A 16,683-nucleotide genomic window follows, 5' to 3' on the forward strand; every position below is an offset into this window, starting at 1 on the left:
CTTTCTCCTTCTGCGACGGGCGACATCCGTCCCGCCGTACTGTGGGTCGGGACGCCGATGCGACCGACAGACCCACAGCATCGCACTGCGAAGCGAGCGTATGACCGACGACAGGCACGGGACCGACGGCGTCGACGAGGAGACGCTCGACGCGGTGGCCGAGGCGCTCCGCACCGCCGAAACCGCCGTCGCGCTCACCGGCGCGGGCGTCTCGACGGCGTCGGGCATCCCCTCCTTTCGCGGCGACGACGGTATCTGGGAGCGCCACGACCCGGCGGACTTCCATCGTCGCCGCCTCGACGCCGACCCGGCGGGCTTCTGGGAAGACCGACTCTCGCTTCGGGCGGCCATCTACGACGGTCTGGACCCCGAACCCAACGCCGCACACGAGGCGCTGACGGCACTCGAATCCGCGGGCCATCTCGACGCCGTCCTCACACAGAACGTCGACGGGCTACACGACGCCGCCGGGACGGACCGGGTCATCGAACTGCACGGGACCCACCAGCGCGTGGTCTGTGACGACTGCGGCCACCGCCGGGACGCCGAGGCCGTGTTCGAGCAGGCCGCCGAGGGCGGCGACCTGCCGCCGCGCTGTGACTGCGGCGGCGTCTACCGCCCGGACGTCGTGTTGTTCGGCGAACCCATGCCCGACGTGGCGATGGACGAGGGCCAGCGCCTCGCCCGGGACAGCGACGTGTTCCTGGCTGTGGGGTCGTCACTGTCGGTTCGACCGGCGTCACTCCTGCCGAAAATCGCGGCGGAGGCGGGCAGCACGCTGGTCGTGATAAACTACGAGGCGACGCCGCGTGACGCGAGTGCGGCGCACGTCCTCCGGGCGGATGTCACACAGGTGCTCCCGGCGGTTCTCGAACGGATATAGCGCTGCGAGACGCGTCTATAGCTCGACGCTGCCGGGAATCAGGCTCTGTCCGCGCAGGAGACTCCCGTCGTGGTCGTAGACGAGCAGCGTCCGCTTCTCGTAGGTCCGTAATTCGCCGTCGCCGTCGGTGAGACGGACTGTAAACTGTGGGTCTTCTTGGGCGTCCGCCGCGGAAACGAGCGCGTCGATGTCCGCCGTCGGCGCTGTCGCCTCGAAGATGTACTCACCGGTGAGGCGGTTCGTCAGCGAGAGCACGCCGTCGCTCTCGGGCTGGCGGCGGAAGGTCACGTCGATCTCCTCGCCATCGAGTGTGCCGTCGTCTACTTTGGTGAGGCGCTCGCGGAGCTCTCCTGTCGGCCCATCGTACACAATCGCGATCGTCGGGTCGTCGTTGTCGGTGGCCGAAGCCTGGATATCGACAGTGAAGTAATCACGCCTCATTCCGGTACCCAACTGTACGTCGCCCGAGCAAATGAACGTAACGGCGCACCGACTGTCGGTATCGGTAGCTTTTACCGGACCGGCCCTCCCTCTGACAGTAGCATGGCCTGGGTGAAATCAGAGTACGCGGGCGAGTTCGCGGTGCTTGCGACGTGGCTCGTGGGACTGGCGCCGTGGTCTGTCTCGCTGTTCGAGATTGAGGGGCTGACTGTCGTCGGTCTCCGATTCCTCCCGTTCCGGTTCCAGTTCATCTTCGGCGCGACCCTCCCCGGCGAACGACCCTTCCTCTGGGCCTGGCAGGTCGCCGCCTTCCAGGAGTCGGCCTCGCTCGCGCTCGCCGGGACCCTCGGGTTCGCGGCACTGGCAGTTTTCCTGCTCCCGCTCGGACTCAGCCTCTACTACTACGCCGCCGAGGAGCGCGTCGAAGCGGCCTCTCCCGTCGACCCGGTCCGGCTGTTCGGCGGGCTGCTCGGACTGGTTGGCGTCCTCACGCTCGCGGCCAGCGGGCTGTTCATCACGACGTTTCCCGGCCTCACCGTTCCCGTCGGCGCGCTCGTCGCGCTCGTGTTCGCTTACCTCCTGCTGACCGTCGACCGGACGTGACGGACGGTCCGTGCGCCCGCTGGCGATTATACTTCTGATAATTTGGCGAGCGAATTTAAGTAGGTGGATACGATAGCAGAGGTATACTCCGTGGAGCGCCGTCTGCTCCCCGAGGAACCACCGATGTCGAACCCAGAACCCCCCGAACCCGGTGACTTCGTCTCGGACCCGCTCGGCCGTATCCAGTCGTGGCTCTCGCGGACTGCCACAGTACTGAGCGGGTCGGCGGTCCCGACGGCGAACTACGACCCCAGCCGCCACGGCGCGCTGGTCGAGTTCGACGGGCTGGACGGCTACGACGAGGTCGACCGCTACTGGCTGAACGCCCCCTTCGCCTTTGCCTCCATCAACCACGACCCTGACCGCGACGAGCACCTGTACCAGGTCGTCGAGCCGTCGCTTTCCGACATCGAGCGGGAGCTGCTCGACCGCCTGTTCGAGGACATCCGCATCCCGCTCATCTACCGCGACGACGTCGACACCGACCCGGAGCGGGTCCTCGCCGAGGAACTCGAAGCCAGGCTGGAGGAGTACGGCGTCGTCATCGAGCCAGAGACGTTCTACCGGCTGTTCTACTACTTGTATCGCTCGTTCCAGGGCTACGGCCACATCGACCCCCTGATGCACGACCCGGACATCGAGGACATCTCCTGTGACGGGGCGAACCTCCCCATCTTCGTCTACCACGACCAGTACACCGACATCGAGACGAGCATCGTCTACGACGCCGAGGAACTGAACGACTTCGTCATCCAACTGGCTCAGCGGTCGGGTCGGCACGTCTCCGTCTCTGACCCCGTCGTCTCCACGACGCTCCCCGACGGCTCCCGCATCGAACTGGCGCTTGGCGAGGAAGTGACCCCGCGTGGCTCGGCGTTCACCATCCGGAAGTACGCCGACGAGCCGTTCACGCCTATCGAACTGCTGGAGTACGGCACCTTCTCCGTCGAGATGCTCGCCTACCTCTGGCTGGCAATCGAGTCCAACAAGTCGCTCATCTTCGCCGGCGGGACCGCCGCCGGTAAGACCACGTCGATGAACGCCCTGGCGATGTTCCTGCCGCCCCGGTCGAAGGTGCTCTCCATCGAGGACACCCGCGAGCTGTCGCTGTATCACGACAACTGGCTCTCCTCGGTCACCCGCGAGCGGCTTGACGACTCCGATATCACGATGTACGACCTGCTGCGGTCCGCGCTGCGCCACCGTCCCGAGTACATCATCGTCGGCGAGGTGCGCGGCGAGGAGGCCATCACGCTGTTTCAGGCGATGAACACCGGCCACACCACGTTCTCGACGATGCACGCGGACTCCGTCCAGACCGTCATCAACCGGCTGGAGAACGAGCCCATCAACGTCCCGCGGCCGATGGTCCAGAGCCTCGACATCCTCTGTGTCCAGGTACTGGCCCGCTCGGGCGATGAGCGCGTCCGGCGGGCGAAGACCCTCGCTGAAATCGAGGGCATCGACCAGCGGACCGGCGAGCTGGACTACTCGACGACGTACAACTGGCGGGCCACCGAGGACCGCTTCGCCGAGAACAACAGCGAGCTACTGGACGAAATCCGGTCGGAGCGCGGCTGGACACAGTCGGAACTGCTGACCGACCTCCGCAACCGCCAGCGGTTCCTCCGCTATCTCCAGTCAGAAGGCATCAGCGACTACCGGAAGTTCACGGCGATGGTCAACAAGTACTACGCGGACAAAGCGCAGGTCATGGCCAACATCGACGACGGCGCGATAGCCTGACATGGCGCTGAACCCGCTCGGTCTGGCACCGCTCGCCGTCGTCGTCGGGATTCTCGGGCTGATCGGCTACAGCACTGTCGACGAGCGCTTCGGCCGCAACCTCACGCGGCTGTCCCGACGGCTCTTCGGTCGGTACGTGGGCCAGTCGCCCGGACGGGAACGCCAGCTCGAAGCCGCGTACGTCGACGAGACGTACCGCGGGTACGCCGCCAGAACCCTGGTGTACGCCTGTGCGGGGGCCGTCGCCGGTGCTATCACCGGCGCGTACGCCATCGGCGGCCTGCTGCTGGTGTTGCCGGCGCTGGTGGAGCTTGCACAGGGGCTCCCCTCGACGATGGTGACCGCCTTCGGCCTGCGGACGTTCGAGCTCGTGTTGACGCCGACGGGGACGCTCTACATCCTCATCGGCGGCGGCGTGCTCGCTGGCGCGACGACGGCGGGGCTCACGTACCTCTACCGCTGGGAACGGCTCCAGAACCGGGCGGACGTTCGGAGCCGGAACATCGACGAGGGGATGGCCCGCACCATCGCCTTCATGTACGCCCTCTCCCGCGGCGGGATGTCGTTCCCTGACGTGATGCGGGTGCTGGCCCGAAATCAGGAGATATACGGCGATACGGCGAAGGAAGTCGGCGTCGCCGTCAGGGAGATGGACCTGTTCGGCCGGGACATGATATCGGCGCTCGAACACGTGTCCCGGCGGACCCCCAGCGAACAGTTCAAGACGTTCACCGAGAACCTCTCCAGCGTCCTCCAGAGCGGCCAGTCGCTTGCCCCGTTCCTCCGCGAGCAGTACGAGCGCCACCAGGAGCAGGCCGCCGAGCGCCAGGCGGACCTGCTCGAACGGCTGGCCACGGTCGCCGAGGCGTACGTCACCGTGTTCGTCGCCGCCGTGCTCTTCCTGATGACGATTCTGCTCGTGTTCGGCCTGACGACGACGGACACGCTCTGGCTGTTGCAGCTGATGGCGTATCTCGTCATCCCGCTGGCCAACGCCGGATTCGTGGTGTATCTCGATATCAAGCTCCAGTCTCTCGGCATCGGCAGCGCCGGAACGACGGATATTCTGGAGCGATACGAGACGGCGACGCTGGGGAAACCCAGCCTCGGGACTGACCGCCTCGGCCTGCCCGACGGCGGCGTCGTCCCGGCCGACGAGGCGAACTGGCACCGGCTCCGGTTCTACGACCGCGTCAGATCTGTTCGGGACCTGCTCAGCGCCCCGATTCAGTCGCTGGTCTGGAACCCGGTGTACGTCCTCTACCTCGCCGTCCCCGTCGCGGTGGTGCTGTTGCTCGTCCGCGCCCCGTCGGCGTTCCAGGCGTCGTCGGTGAACGTCCGCATCCTCGACGACCTCGTCATCCAGTCCGTACTGTTGATTCTGGGACCGTTCGCGCTGGTACGGTTCGTCTACACCCGGCGGCTGTCCCGCATCGAGGACGCGACGCCGGACCTGCTCGAACGGCTGGCCAGCCTGAACGAGGCCGGGATGACCGTCGTGGAGAGCCTCCGCCGGGTCCGCGGGAGCGACATCGGCGTGCTCACCCGGGAGATGCACCGCATCTGGGCCGACATCAGGATGGGCGCGAACGTCGACGACGCCCTGGTGCGGTTCGGCCGCCGGGTCCAGACGACGGCGATAACCCGCATCGTGACGCTGCTGACCCACGCGATGCACGCCTCGGGCCAGCTCGGGCCGGTGTTCCGCATCGCGGCCACGCAATCACGGGCGGACCTCCGGCTGAAACGCCGTAGACGCCAGCAGATGCTCACCTACCTCGTGGTCATCTACGTCGCCTTCCTGGTGTTCCTGGTCATCATCGTCGCCGTCCAGGAGGTGCTCGTCCCGAGCCTCCCATCGAGCGTGCCGATGCCGGCCGGCGAGTCGAACCGACTCGGCGTCAGCGTCGACCAGTTCGCTCGCTTCGGCCGCGTCGATAAGGCCGCGTACACGCTCGTGTTCTTCCACACTGCACTTATCCAGGCGGTCCTGACGGGTTTCATCGGCGGTCAGCTCGGCGAAGGGACGCTCAAGGACGGCGCGAAACACGCCGCGATTCTCCTGGGTGTCGCGTACGTCGCCTTCATCCTCCTCTCTTCGCCGGTCGCGTCGATGACGGTCACCAGCCCCGCCGTTTCCGGCGACCAGATAACCGTCGAATCCGCATCCCTCTCGGAAGGCGGGTTCATCGTCGTCCGGCAGTTCGAGGCCGACGGGAAAGTGCTCGGAACCTCCGAGTACCTCTCCTCGGGGTCCCACAGCGACGTACAGATAACGCTTGACAGGCCGCCGTCGGCCGGCCAGTCGCTCGTGCTCGTCGCCCATCAGGACACCAACGGGAACCAGCAACTGGACTACCCCTTCGACAGCAATTCGGGGTCGCCGGACCGACCGTACGCGTCGTCGACGGCCGGCGAGAACGTCACCGTCGAGTACACGGTCGAGTGACGCTGGATTTACGGTGCCTAGTCGGGTAGGAGGCGCCCATGGAGTTCGCCGCCTTCGCCGACCGGGCCGAAGCCATCGAAGCCGAGAGCGCCGACACCGCGATTACTGAGGCGGTCACCGACCTGTTCGCCGACGCGGGGTCGGACCTCCCGACGCTCGCTCGCTTCGTCCAGGGCCGGGTGTTCCCCGCCTACGAGTCCCGTACGCTCGACATCGGACCGCGGCTCTGCTACGAGGCCATCGCCCGCGCGGCCGGCCGGAACGTCGGCGCCGACGACGTGGAGGGGCGGCTGGCCGACGTGGGCGAGATCGGGGCCGTCGCGGCCAGCTACGACCTCGGCGGGCAGCAGGGCCTCGCCGCGTTCGGCGCTGACGGCGGGAACGACGCACTGACGGTCGCGGAACTCGACGCCGAGCTACGGAACCTGGCCGCCGTCGACGGCAGCGGGAGCCAGGGGACGAAAGTCGACATCCTCTTTGGCCTGTTCTCGCGGTGCTCCCCGACCGAAGCCGGCTACCTCGCCCGGCTCGTCCTCTCTGAGATGCGCATCGGCGTCGGCGAGGGGACGGTCCGGGACGCCGTCGCGGCCGCCTTCGACGTGCCGGTCGAGGCCGTCGAACGGGCGGTGCAGGTGTCTAACGACTACGGCATGGTGGCCGAGGTGGCCCGCGACGAGGGCGAGTCGGGACTGACGACCATCACCCTCGACGTCGGCCGCCCCGTCCAGGCGATGCTCGCCCAGGCCGGAACTGTCGCCGGCGCGCTCGAAGACTGGGACCGCGCCGCGGTCGAGTGGAAGTACGACGGGGCTCGCGTCCAGGTCCACTTCGACGGCGAGGACGCCCGGCTGTTCTCCCGGAACATGGAGGAAGTCACCGACCCGCTCCCGGAGGTAGTCGAGGCCGTGGAGTCGGCGCTGGACGCCCCGGCAATCCTCGACGGCGAGGTGGTCGCGGTCGACGCAGACGGCGACCCGCTCCCTTTTCAGGAGGTGCTGCGGCGCTTCCGCCGGAAACACGACGTGGCCGCGGCCCGCGAGGACGTGGCCGTCCGCCTGCACGCCTTCGACTGCCTGCACGCCGACGGCGAGGACCTGCTGGACGCCCCGCTGGAGACCCGCCACGACCGCCTGGAATCGCTGTTCCCCGCCGGGAGCGACGTCGTCTCGGAGATGTGGCTGTCCGACGACCCCGGGGAAATCGAGGAGCTGGAGGCGGCGGCCCTCGACGCCGGACAGGAGGGCATCATGCTGAAGGACCCGGCGGCGGCGTACTCGCCCGGCAAGCGGGGCAAAAACTGGCGCAAGCGCAAGCCCGACGTGGAGACCCTCGACTGCGTCGTCACCGGTGCGGAGTGGGGCGAGGGCCGCCGGGCGAACGTCCTCGGGTCGTTCGAACTCTCTGTGCGGACCGACGACGGCTACGCCACCGTCGGCAACGTGGCGACGGGCATCACCGACGAGGAACTGGCAGACCTGACCGAACGGTTCGAACCGCACGTCCGGCGCGAGGACGGCCGCGACGTGGCGCTTGCCCCGGCGGTCGTCTTCGAGGTCGGCTACGAAGAGATTCAGGCCTCCCAGTCCTACGACTCGGGCTATGCGCTCCGGTTCCCCCGATTCCTCTCGGTCCGCGCGGACAAGACGCCCGGGGACGCCGACTCGCTGGAGCGCGTCGAGCGGCTGGCGGCGTCACAGTGACGGCGCTTTGCTAATTGGAAGCGGACCGACACGCGTAATGGGCGTCTCCGAGAACGTCCGTACATGACAGTCAGACACGACGGCATCACCGCGGAGTGGCTCGGCTACGCCACGCTCCGACTGGAGGGCGAGGACACCGTGGTCTACTTCGACCCCGGCCGCTACGGCGTCCTCACCGGCGAGTGGGAACCGGACACGCCCGGCGTCGGCCATCCGCCGACCCAGGACTACGCCCCGAAGGACGGCGACATCGTCTGTGTGACCCACATCCACCACTACGACCCGGACGGCATCCGCCGCGTCGCGAGCGACGACGCCACTGTCGTCGCGTTCGAGGGCATCAACGTCCACGCGACCGACCGCGACCTCGACCGCCTGGCCGACCTCGACTACGAGGTCCGCAAAGTGGGGATGGAGGCTGACGTGCTGGTCGACGACGTGCCCATCTGGACGATGCCGGCCTACAACCACGAGGACGGCCGGAACGTGAAAGACGACGGCACGCCCATCCACCCAAAGGGCATCGGCTGTGGCTTCCTCGTCGCCATCGACGACATCCGCGTGTTCTGGACCGGCGACACGGACGTGCTGGAGGGCCACGCGGAACTGGACGTGTCGCTGTTCGTCCCCTCTATCGCTCAGCACTACACGATGAACCGCCACGAGGCCGCCGACCTCGCCGAGGCGATGGACCCCGACCTCGTGCTCCCGATGCACTACAACACGTTCACGTCGCTGGAAGCGGACTCTGGGGCCTTCGCCGAAGACGTAGCAAAACGCGGCGTCCCGGTCGTGCTGGACGAGAACTAGTTAGAGGATACCCATCTCGTCCAGCCGCTCGGGCAGATACGTATCCGTCACGAAGTCGAGCCCCCGAGAGGCCAGCGCCTGCTGCTCGGCCTTCTTGTTGATGTCGAGCTGGAGCTCGATCTGTTCTTTCCAGAACTCCGTCTGGAACCGCGGGTCCTCCAGTTCGCTCTCCAGGGCGTTGACGTCGGAGTCAGACAGCGGGTCCGTCGGCAGTTCGTACTCGACGATGTCCTCCGGGCGGATGCCGATGAACTGGGCCTCGGGGGTCGCCAGGTACTCCGAGAGGTGTGCCGATTTGATAGAGCCGTAGGAGACCGACCCGAAGATGCGGTACGACCACGGGTCACCGTCAGTGAACACCGTGACCGGGAGGTCGAGTTCGTCGTGCAGCCGTTTGATGAGCCGCCGGGTCGCCCGCGCGGGTTGGCCGCCGAGGTGGACGACCAGCGCGTCGTACTCGTCGTCGAAGCCGTTCTCGACGAGTCGGTCGCGCATGCCGCCGGTCTCGACACAGAGGACGAACTTCGCGTCGTTGTCGAGGAACTCGATGGTGTCGGGGTTGTTCGGGATCTGGTAGCCGCCCTGCCCCACGTCGTCCTGGCAGTGGATCTCGCGGTCGCCGCGGTTGGTCTGCTCGCGCAGGAGCAGCGGGCCCATCACCTTCGCCCCGGACTCCTCCGGGCGCATGTGGAAGTCCTCGCGTTTGACGTCCGAGACGATTTCGAGGTCCTCGATGAGGTTGTTGGACTCGTCTTGCGTGTTGAACTGGGCCTCGTCGAGGTCCCAGGACTCCGAGAGGTAGTACAGTTCACGCAGGGTCGAGGAACGGTCCTCCTCCAGTTGCTGGGAGAGGAAGTCGATGGTGTAGACGGCCTTCAGGATCTTCTCGGCCCCCGATATCGTCTTCGCCGACCGGGTGGAGTTTCGGTCGCCGTACACCCAGACCTGCTCGTCCTCGTCGAAGACGATGTTCGACTTCGTCCGGGTAGGGATGGTCATCGTCGGCACCTCGCCGCCGGCGAACTGGTCGTAGAAGTCCGCCGCGAGGTCGATGAGTTGCTCGCGCGCTTCCTCGGTGTCTGGTGTGGTGTCTGAGTCGGTGCTCATATCAGGCGTTCACCGTGAGTTTCTCGTCTTCGACGCCGTCGACCGAGACGGTGAACTCGGCCTCGTCGGGGACGCTGTACTCCAGTACGGCGGTCTCGCCGGCCGCCACCGTCGGCGACCACTTGACGAACCACTCGCCGTCCATCTCGACGACCGTCGCGCCGTTGGTGACCTGCGGTTCGGCGGTGACGATGTCGGTCAGTTCCACGTCGGCGTTCGTATCGTCGTTGTTCTCGACGGTCACGCGGACGGTGTCGCCCTCGATATCGCGCTCGACGAGGACGTTGTTCATGATGCGGGCCAGCGAGTCGTCGATGTGGAGCTCGTCGTTGCCGGTCACTTCGGTGAGCTTCTCGGCCATCTCCGGCAGGATGGTCGCGAGCTTGTCCTGCTTCTCGCGGCGCTGTTGCATCGACTGGCGCTTGTTCAGGTAGCTCTTGAGCTCGCGGGCGGCCTCCCGGATGGCGAGTTCGATCTCGTCTTCCATCTCGGGGACGTTCGCGATGGCGTCCTTGGACTCGCTTGTGAAGGGCACGTTCGTCGAGGCGACGTGGACCATGATGACGGCCGGCCCCTTCGGGATGCCCGAGCCGCCGGGCTGGTCGAGGTTGTAGTTGCGCCAGCGGATGGATTTGACCACGTCCGTCGTCGCACAGGCCCCGCGCTGGTACACCAGCGGCACGCGGTTGGCAAAGCGCATCACGTCGACTGCGCCCTCGCTTTCGAGTTCGCCGCCGTAGGCGATGCCGGCCTCGACGATGAAGGGGTCGCCGCCGTGGACCGCCGCGTCCCGCGTCGACGCGGCGTAGAAGTCCGCGTCGAACTCCTTGCGGAGCCCCTCCTCGACGAGTTCCGCGCTGATGGGGGCGAGACAGTCCGTCGGCGGTGCAATGATGTCCGTCTCGCGCATCGCCGACAGCAGTTGGCTCGCGGTGTCGCGGTCGTCGGCGATGTCGGCGACCTTCGGCGGCTCCTCCGGGACGCCCTCGGCGGCCGTCCAGAGCGCCTCCAGTACGTTCTCGCGGGCCGTCTCACCGAACGTGGCGCCGTCCTGCTCCTCGGTCATGTCGGCCGCGCGGTCGACGTAGCCCCGGAGGTCGTCGCGAGTCAGGCGGTGGCGGCCGTCGCCGAACTTGTCCGCGAGTCGGCTCGCGAGCCCTTCGATTGCGGCGTCGTCCTTGCGCTTCGTCGTCGCGTCGTCGACCAGGGCGTAGAGGTCGGGGGTCCGCTCGGCGGTGACGGCCTCCCAGGCGGCGTCGACGGCGTTCTCGCGGACGGTCTTCCCGAAGGTGGTGTCACCGTCGGCTTCGGCGTCGGCCGCGGCGTCGTCGACGATGGACTCGACCTCGTGGTACGCGACCCGGTTGCGGTCGTGGATGGCATCGGAGACCGCGGCGGCGAAGGTCGCGGTCGTCTCGGCCCCTTTGTTGGCGACGGCGTCCTCGACGGCGGCCTCGATGTCTGCGTCCTCGCCGACCTTGGGCGGCTGCCAGGCCATGCCGCGGCCGTAGTGGCGGTCGTTGAAGTTCGCAATGACGCTGTCGGCCGTCTTCCCGCCGACGCGGGTGAACTCCTCCTGCATGAACCCCGACACGGAGTAGGAGTCCGTGGCTTCGAGCATCTTCAGGAGCGTCCCCAGTTCGACGCCGTGTGGGTGGGGGCGGATCTCCTCGGTCTCGTCGGGAAGTTCAGCCCGCTCGGCCCGCTCGAACTTCAGGGACTCGTCCAGTCCCGGCTCGTCGAACTCGATGCGGGCGTGGGGGTTGACGACCGCGGTGTCCTGGATGTAGTCCCGCAGCGTCGACCGGGCCCGCATGTTGGCCTCCATCTCCAGTTCGATGCGGGTCCCGTGGGGCCGCTCCCACGTCGTCGTCTCGTCGACGCTGATTTCGGGTTCGTTGGTGTCCGTGTCGACGATGAGTTCGAAGTACTGTGCCTCGTCCTGGCCCTTCGGCCGGGAGGTGATCTTCGCGGGCTTGCCGGAGGTGAGCTGCGAGTAGAGAACGGCCGCGGAGATCCCGATCCCCTGCTGCCCGCGGTTCTGCTCTCTGGCGTGAAAGCGGGAGCCATAGAGGAGCTTCCCGAAGATCTTCGGTGCCTGTTCCTTCGTGATACCGGGGCCGTTGTCCTCGACGACCAGCTTGTAGTAGTCGCCGGACTCCTGGATCTCGACGTAGATATCGGGGAGAATACCGGCCTCCTCGCAGGCGTCGAGCGCGTTGTCGACGGCCTCCTTGACGGCCGTGACGAGCGCTCGGGCCTCCGAGTCGAAGCCCAGCATGTGCTTGTTCTTCTCGAAGAACTCGGCGATGGAGATGGCCCGCTGGGACTCGGCCAGCTCCTCGGCGATTCCCTCGCCCTCGCCGATTCGCGACTGATACGAGGTCATTGTCGTGCGGTACGTACCCGCGTCGGGGTTATAAGGTAATCGCCACCGGAGTGAAAGTGAACGCCGTCTCCCGAAACCGGGCTCCCGCGCGCGTGCGGGAGCTTTATACGTCCCCCTCTATTAGGACGGGTAAGTTCCTATGTCAGGAGAGTCTGATGAGTACGGCGCAAAGTCGATCCAGACCCTCGAAGGGCTGGAAGCCGTCCAGAAACGGCCCGCGATGTATATCGGGTCGACGGACGCTCGCGGCCTGCACCACCTCGTCTACGAGGTGGTCGACAACGCGATCGACGAGGCGCTCGCCGGCTACTGTGACAACATCGACGTAACGATTCACGACGACGGCTCCGTCTCTGTCAGCGACGACGGGCGGGGCATCCCCGTCGATACCCACGAAGAGCACGGCCGTCCGGCCGTCGAGGTCGTGATGACGATTCTCCACGCTGGCGGGAAGTTCGACAACAAGTCCTACCAGGTCTCCGGGGGGCTCCACGGGGTCGGGGTGAGCGTGGTCAACGCGCTCTCGAAGTGGCTCGAAGTCGAAGTCAGGCGCGACGGCGCGCTCTGGAAGCAGCGCTTCGACCACGGCAAACCGGAGTACGACCTGAAGAAGGTCCGGGACCTCGAACCCGACGAGGAGACGGGGACGACGGTCCGGTTCTGGCCCGACGACGCAATCTTCGAGACCGGCGAGTTCAAGTTCTCGACGCTGTCGTCCCGACTGCGCGAACTCGCCTTCCTCAACTCCGGCGTCGCCATCTCTATCATCGACGAGCGCAACGGCGAGACGCAGACGTTCGCCTACGACGGCGGCATCCGCGAGTTCGTCGAGTATCTCAACGAGACCAAAGAGCCGCTCCACCGCGACGTCATCTACTTCGAGGACGAAGAGAGCATCTCAGAGGGAACGGTCCAGGTCGAGATCGCACTGCAGGGGACCGACGACCTCCAGGGGTCGATCCACGCCTTCGCCAACAACATCAACACACGCGAGGGCGGGACACACCTCACGGGGTTCAAAACGTCACTGACACGCGTGGTCAACGACTACGCGACCGATAACAATCTGCTGAAAGACCTGGACGACACGCTCAAAGGCGACGACATCCGCGAGGGGCTGACGGCCGTCATTTCTGTCAAACATCCCGACCCGCAGTTCGAGGGCCAGACCAAGACGAAACTCGGCAACAGCGAGGTCCGTGGCATCGTCGAATCGGCGATGCACGACGGGCTGGCGACCTTCTTCGAGGAGAACCCGGACACGGCCGAGACGATTGTCGGGAAGGCCGTCGAAGCCGCGAAAGCGCGGAAGGCCGCACAGAAGGCCGAGGAGCTCACCCGACGGAAGTCGGCGCTCGACTCGACCGCACTGCCCGGAAAGCTGGCGGACTGCCAGACGCGGGACCCGGAGGAAGCCGAACTGTTCGTCGTGGAGGGCGACTCTGCGGGCGGGAGCGCAAAGCAGGGCCGGAACCCGGAGTTCCAGGCCATCCTGCCTATCAAGGGGAAGATTCTGAACGTCGAGAAACACCGACTGGACCGGATTCTGGAGAACAACGAGATACGGAACCTCATCACCGCGCTGGGGACCGGTATCGGCGACGAGTTCGATATCGACGACCTGCGCTACGAGAAGATCATCCTGATGACGGACGCCGACGTCGACGGAGCACACATCCGGACGCTCCTGTTGACGCTGTTCTACCGCCACATGAAGCCGCTGCTGGAAGCAGGCTACGTCTACGCCTCCCAGCCGCCGCTGTACCGGGTTCGCTACCGCGGGGACACCTACGACGCGATGACCGAGGCGGAGCGCGACCGCATCGTCGAGGAGAAATGCGACGGGAACCCGACCCAGGTCCAGCGGTTCAAGGGACTGGGCGAGATGAACCCCGGGCAACTGTGGGAGACGACGATGAACCCCGACAACCGGATTCTCAAGCAGATAACAATCGAGGACGCCGCGGCCGCGGACAAGATGTTCAACGTCCTGATGGGCGACGCCGTCGAACCGCGCAAGGAGTTCATCAAGGAGCACTCGCCTGAAGCGGAGTGGGTCGACATATGAGTTCCGACGCTGACGACGCGAACGCCCCGGCAGAGCAGATCAAGCACGTCCGAATCGAGGACGAGATGGAGCAGTCCTACATCGACTACGCGATGTCGGTCATCGCGGGGCGGGCGCTCCCGGACGTCCGGGACGGCCTCAAGCCCGTCCACCGGCGCATCCTCTATGCGATGCACGAGATGGGCGTCTCCTCGAACGCCGCCCATCGGAAGTCCTCCTCGATCATCGGGGAGACGATGGGTGACTACCACCCACACGGCGACTCGGCCATCTACGACACGCTCGTCCGGATGGCACAGGACTTCTCGATGCGGTATCCGCTGATCGACGGCCAGGGGAACTTCGGCTCGATGGACGGCGACCCGGCGGCAGCCATGCGGTACACGGAGGCGCGGATGGCCCCCATCGCCGAGGAACTGCTCGACGACATCGAGAAAGACACCGTCGATTTCTCCAGCAACTACGACGACCGCCTGCAAGAGCCCGACGTGCTGCCCTCGAAGGTCCCGAACCTCCTGTTGAACGGCTCTTCGGGCATCGCTGTCGGGATGTCGACCAACATCCCGCCGCACAACCTCGGCGAACTGGTCGACGCGACGGTCCACCTGCTGGAAAACCCCGACTGCACCGTCGAGGACCTGATGGAGCACGTCAAGGGGCCGGACTTCCCGACCGGCGGCAACATCGTCGGTCGCGACGCCATCTACTCGGCGTACGCGACCGGCCGGGGCCGCCTGCGGGTCCGCGCCGAGTACGAGGTGGACCCGGAGGCGGGTCGCATCGTCATCAGTGAACTCCCCTACCAGGAGAACAAGGCCCGCGTCGTCGAGCGCATCGCCGACGACGTGAACGAGGGGAAAATCGAGGGAATATCGGACCTCCGCGACGAGTCCGACCGCAACGGCGTCCGTATCGTCGTCGAACTCAAGCGCGGGGCGAACGTCGACGTGGTCGAGAACCGGCTACTGGACCACCACCTCGAATCCACCTTCGGCGTCATCAACCTCTCGCTGGTCGACGGCCAGCCGAAGGTCCTCTCGCTGAAAGAGACTCTCCAGCACTACATCGACCACCGCCGCGAGGTCGTCCGCCGGCGCTCCGAGTACGACCTCGCCGAGGCCGAGGACCGCGCCCACATCCTCGAAGGCCGACTGAAGGCGCTGGAAAACGTCGAGGACGTGGTCGAACTCATCCGCAACAGCGAGGACCGCGACGCCGCGCGAGCGGGCCTGCAGGAGTCCTTCGAGTTCTCCGAGGAGCAGGCCGCCCACATCGTCAGGATGCAGCTCGGCTCGCTCACCTCGATGGAGGCCGCCGAGATCGAAGAGGAGTACGAGGACGTCCAGGACACCATCGACTACCTCGAATCCGTCCTCGACAGCCGCGCGAAGCTCGACGGCGTCATCGCCGACGAACTCCAGGATGTCAAAGACGAGTACGACGACGACCGCCGGACGAGCATCATCGAGGACGAGGGCCAGGTCACCCACGAGGACCTCATCCCCGAGGAGGACTGCGTCGTCGTCATCACCGAGGACGACTACATCAAGCGGATGCCGGTCGAGAACTTCGACCCCCAGAACCGCGGCGGCAAGGGCATCATCGGGGCCGACCCCAAGGAGGACGACCGCGTCTCGAAGGTGTTCCGCGCCAACAGCCACGACTACCTGCTCTGTTTCACCAACCAGGGGCAGGTCTACCGGCTCAAGACCTACGAGATTCCGGAGATGTCCCGGACTGCGCGGGGCAAATCCGCCATCAACCTCATCGACCTGGACGACGGCGAGGAGCTGACCGCCGTCGTCTCGACCGACGAGTTCGAGGACGACGAGTGCATCACGATGGTGACCCGGAACGGCTACGTCAAGCGGACCTGCTGTACGGAGTTCGAGAACATCCTCTCGACTGGAATCATCGCCGCCAAACTCGAAGACGGCGACGAACTCATCGACGTGGACGTCACCGACGGCACCGGCGACCTCGTCATCGCCACGGAGGCGGGGATGACCATCCGCTTCAGCGAGAGCGAGGTCAGCGAGATGGGCCGCTCCGCACGCGGCGTCAACGGCATCAAACTGCAGGGCGACGACAAGGTCGCGGCGATGGTCGCCACCGACGACGACGACCCCCGTTCGCTGTTGACCGTCACCGAACACGGCTTCGGGAAGCGGACCAAACTCGACGAGTACCGGACCCAGTCCCGCTACGGCAAGGGGCTCATCGACATCAAGACCGACGACCGCAACGGCCGCGTCTCGACCGCCAAGGCCGTCACCGACGAGGACCACCTGGTCATCATGTCAGAACAGGGCCAGATTATGCGTATCCGCGCCGGCGACGTGTCGCAGGTCGGGCGCAACACCAAGGGTGTGACGATTATGGGACTTGCGGACGGTGACCGAGTTGCGAGCGTGACGGTCGTGCCAGCGGCCACCGACAGGTAAGGGCAGATTCCCGGCCCGCGTCTTTCATTTTTACTGTCAGTTT

11 protein-coding genes are annotated in these 16,683 nt (G+C 66.2%); 8 read left to right on the top strand and 3 right to left on the bottom strand.

The window, feature by feature from the left end:
• Positions 1-100: 100 nt before the first annotated feature.
• Positions 101-883, top strand: coding sequence for an NAD-dependent protein deacylase (locus KZ498_RS09080; RefSeq protein WP_312618367.1), 783 nt, complete (start codon positions 101-103; stop codon positions 881-883).
• Positions 884-898: 15 nt separating this feature from the next.
• On the opposite strand, the gene KZ498_RS09085 is transcribed toward KZ498_RS09080, so the two are convergent.
• A complete protein-coding gene (locus tag KZ498_RS09085) occupies positions 899-1,324 on the bottom strand; it encodes a DUF5793 family protein (RefSeq protein WP_312618368.1) in 426 nt (141 codons plus the stop codon).
• A 102-nt stretch (positions 1,325-1,426) separates the two neighbouring features.
• On the opposite strand from KZ498_RS09085, the gene KZ498_RS09090 reads away from it, so the two are divergent.
• From KZ498_RS09090 to KZ498_RS09110, 5 genes are all read left to right on the top strand, one after another.
• Positions 1,427-1,927 (top strand): TIGR04206 family protein, encoded by a 501-nt coding sequence (locus KZ498_RS09090; RefSeq protein ID WP_312618369.1) that lies wholly within the window; start codon positions 1,427-1,429, stop codon positions 1,925-1,927.
• A 123-nt stretch (positions 1,928-2,050) separates the two neighbouring features.
• The gene (locus tag KZ498_RS09095; RefSeq protein WP_312618370.1) at positions 2,051-3,673 is read left to right on the top strand and encodes a type II/IV secretion system ATPase subunit; all 1,623 of its coding nucleotides are present in this window, start codon (positions 2,051-2,053) and stop codon (positions 3,671-3,673) included.
• 1 nt (position 3,674) lies between these two features.
• The gene (locus tag KZ498_RS09100; RefSeq protein WP_312618371.1) at positions 3,675-6,122 is read left to right on the top strand and encodes a type II secretion system F family protein; all 2,448 of its coding nucleotides are present in this window, start codon (positions 3,675-3,677) and stop codon (positions 6,120-6,122) included.
• Between the two features lie 38 nt (positions 6,123-6,160).
• On the top strand, positions 6,161-7,822 hold the full coding sequence (gene ligA / locus KZ498_RS09105; protein WP_312618372.1) for an ATP-dependent DNA ligase LigA: 1,662 nt from the start codon (positions 6,161-6,163) through the stop codon (positions 7,820-7,822).
• Between the two features lie 63 nt (positions 7,823-7,885).
• Positions 7,886-8,632, top strand: a complete 747-nt coding sequence (locus tag KZ498_RS09110) for an MBL fold metallo-hydrolase (RefSeq protein WP_312618373.1) — start codon at positions 7,886-7,888, stop codon at positions 8,630-8,632.
• Here KZ498_RS09110 and KZ498_RS09115 read toward each other — a convergent pair whose 3' ends face one another.
• Positions 8,633-9,739 (bottom strand): DNA topoisomerase IV subunit A, encoded by a 1,107-nt coding sequence (locus KZ498_RS09115; protein ID WP_312618374.1) that lies wholly within the window; start codon positions 9,737-9,739, stop codon positions 8,633-8,635.
• A 1-nt stretch (position 9,740) separates the two neighbouring features.
• Positions 9,741-12,128 carry a DNA topoisomerase VI subunit B gene (locus tag KZ498_RS09120; RefSeq protein WP_312618375.1) on the bottom strand — a complete coding sequence of 796 codons (2,388 nt, stop codon included), beginning with the start codon at positions 12,126-12,128 and terminating at the stop codon, positions 9,741-9,743.
• A gap of 139 nt (positions 12,129-12,267) precedes the next feature.
• Between KZ498_RS09120 and gyrB the strand changes: the two genes are divergently transcribed.
• Positions 12,268-14,196 (top strand): DNA topoisomerase (ATP-hydrolyzing) subunit B, encoded by a 1,929-nt coding sequence (gyrB, locus tag KZ498_RS09125; protein ID WP_312618376.1) that lies wholly within the window; start codon positions 12,268-12,270, stop codon positions 14,194-14,196.
• The gene (gyrA, locus tag KZ498_RS09130) at positions 14,193-16,640 is read left to right on the top strand and encodes a DNA gyrase subunit A (RefSeq protein WP_312618377.1); all 2,448 of its coding nucleotides are present in this window, start codon (positions 14,193-14,195) and stop codon (positions 16,638-16,640) included. The genes gyrB and gyrA overlap by 4 nt, the downstream gene beginning before the upstream one ends.
• The last annotated feature ends 43 nt before the right edge of the window (positions 16,641-16,683 follow it).

The sequence above is a fragment of the Haloarcula sp. 1CSR25-25 genome (assembly GCF_032027985.1).
Lineage (GTDB): Archaea > Halobacteriota > Halobacteria > Halobacteriales > Haloarculaceae > Haloarcula.

What these genes read in the sequence shown, in the direction of transcription:
- KZ498_RS09110 (WP_312618373.1), top strand. Translation starts at nt 7,886, where the DNA reads ATGACAGTCAGACACGACGGCATCACCGCGGAGTGGCTCGGCTACGCC.
- gyrA (WP_312618377.1), top strand. Translation starts at nt 14,193, where the DNA reads ATGAGTTCCGACGCTGACGACGCGAACGCCCCGGCAGAGCAGATCAAG.
- KZ498_RS09100 (WP_312618371.1), top strand. Translation starts at nt 3,675, where the DNA reads ATGGCGCTGAACCCGCTCGGTCTGGCACCGCTCGCCGTCGTCGTCGGG.
- KZ498_RS09080 (WP_312618367.1), top strand. Translation starts at nt 101, where the DNA reads ATGACCGACGACAGGCACGGGACCGACGGCGTCGACGAGGAGACGCTC.
- KZ498_RS09120 (WP_312618375.1), bottom strand. Translation starts at nt 12,128, where the DNA reads ATGACCTCGTATCAGTCGCGAATCGGCGAGGGCGAGGGAATCGCCGAG.
- KZ498_RS09095 (WP_312618370.1), top strand. Translation starts at nt 2,051, where the DNA reads ATGTCGAACCCAGAACCCCCCGAACCCGGTGACTTCGTCTCGGACCCG.
- KZ498_RS09085 (WP_312618368.1), bottom strand. Translation starts at nt 1,324, where the DNA reads ATGAGGCGTGATTACTTCACTGTCGATATCCAGGCTTCGGCCACCGAC.
- gyrB (WP_312618376.1), top strand. Translation starts at nt 12,268, where the DNA reads ATGTCAGGAGAGTCTGATGAGTACGGCGCAAAGTCGATCCAGACCCTC.
- ligA (WP_312618372.1), top strand. Translation starts at nt 6,161, where the DNA reads ATGGAGTTCGCCGCCTTCGCCGACCGGGCCGAAGCCATCGAAGCCGAG.
- KZ498_RS09090 (WP_312618369.1), top strand. Translation starts at nt 1,427, where the DNA reads ATGGCCTGGGTGAAATCAGAGTACGCGGGCGAGTTCGCGGTGCTTGCG.
- KZ498_RS09115 (WP_312618374.1), bottom strand. Translation starts at nt 9,739, where the DNA reads ATGAGCACCGACTCAGACACCACACCAGACACCGAGGAAGCGCGCGAG.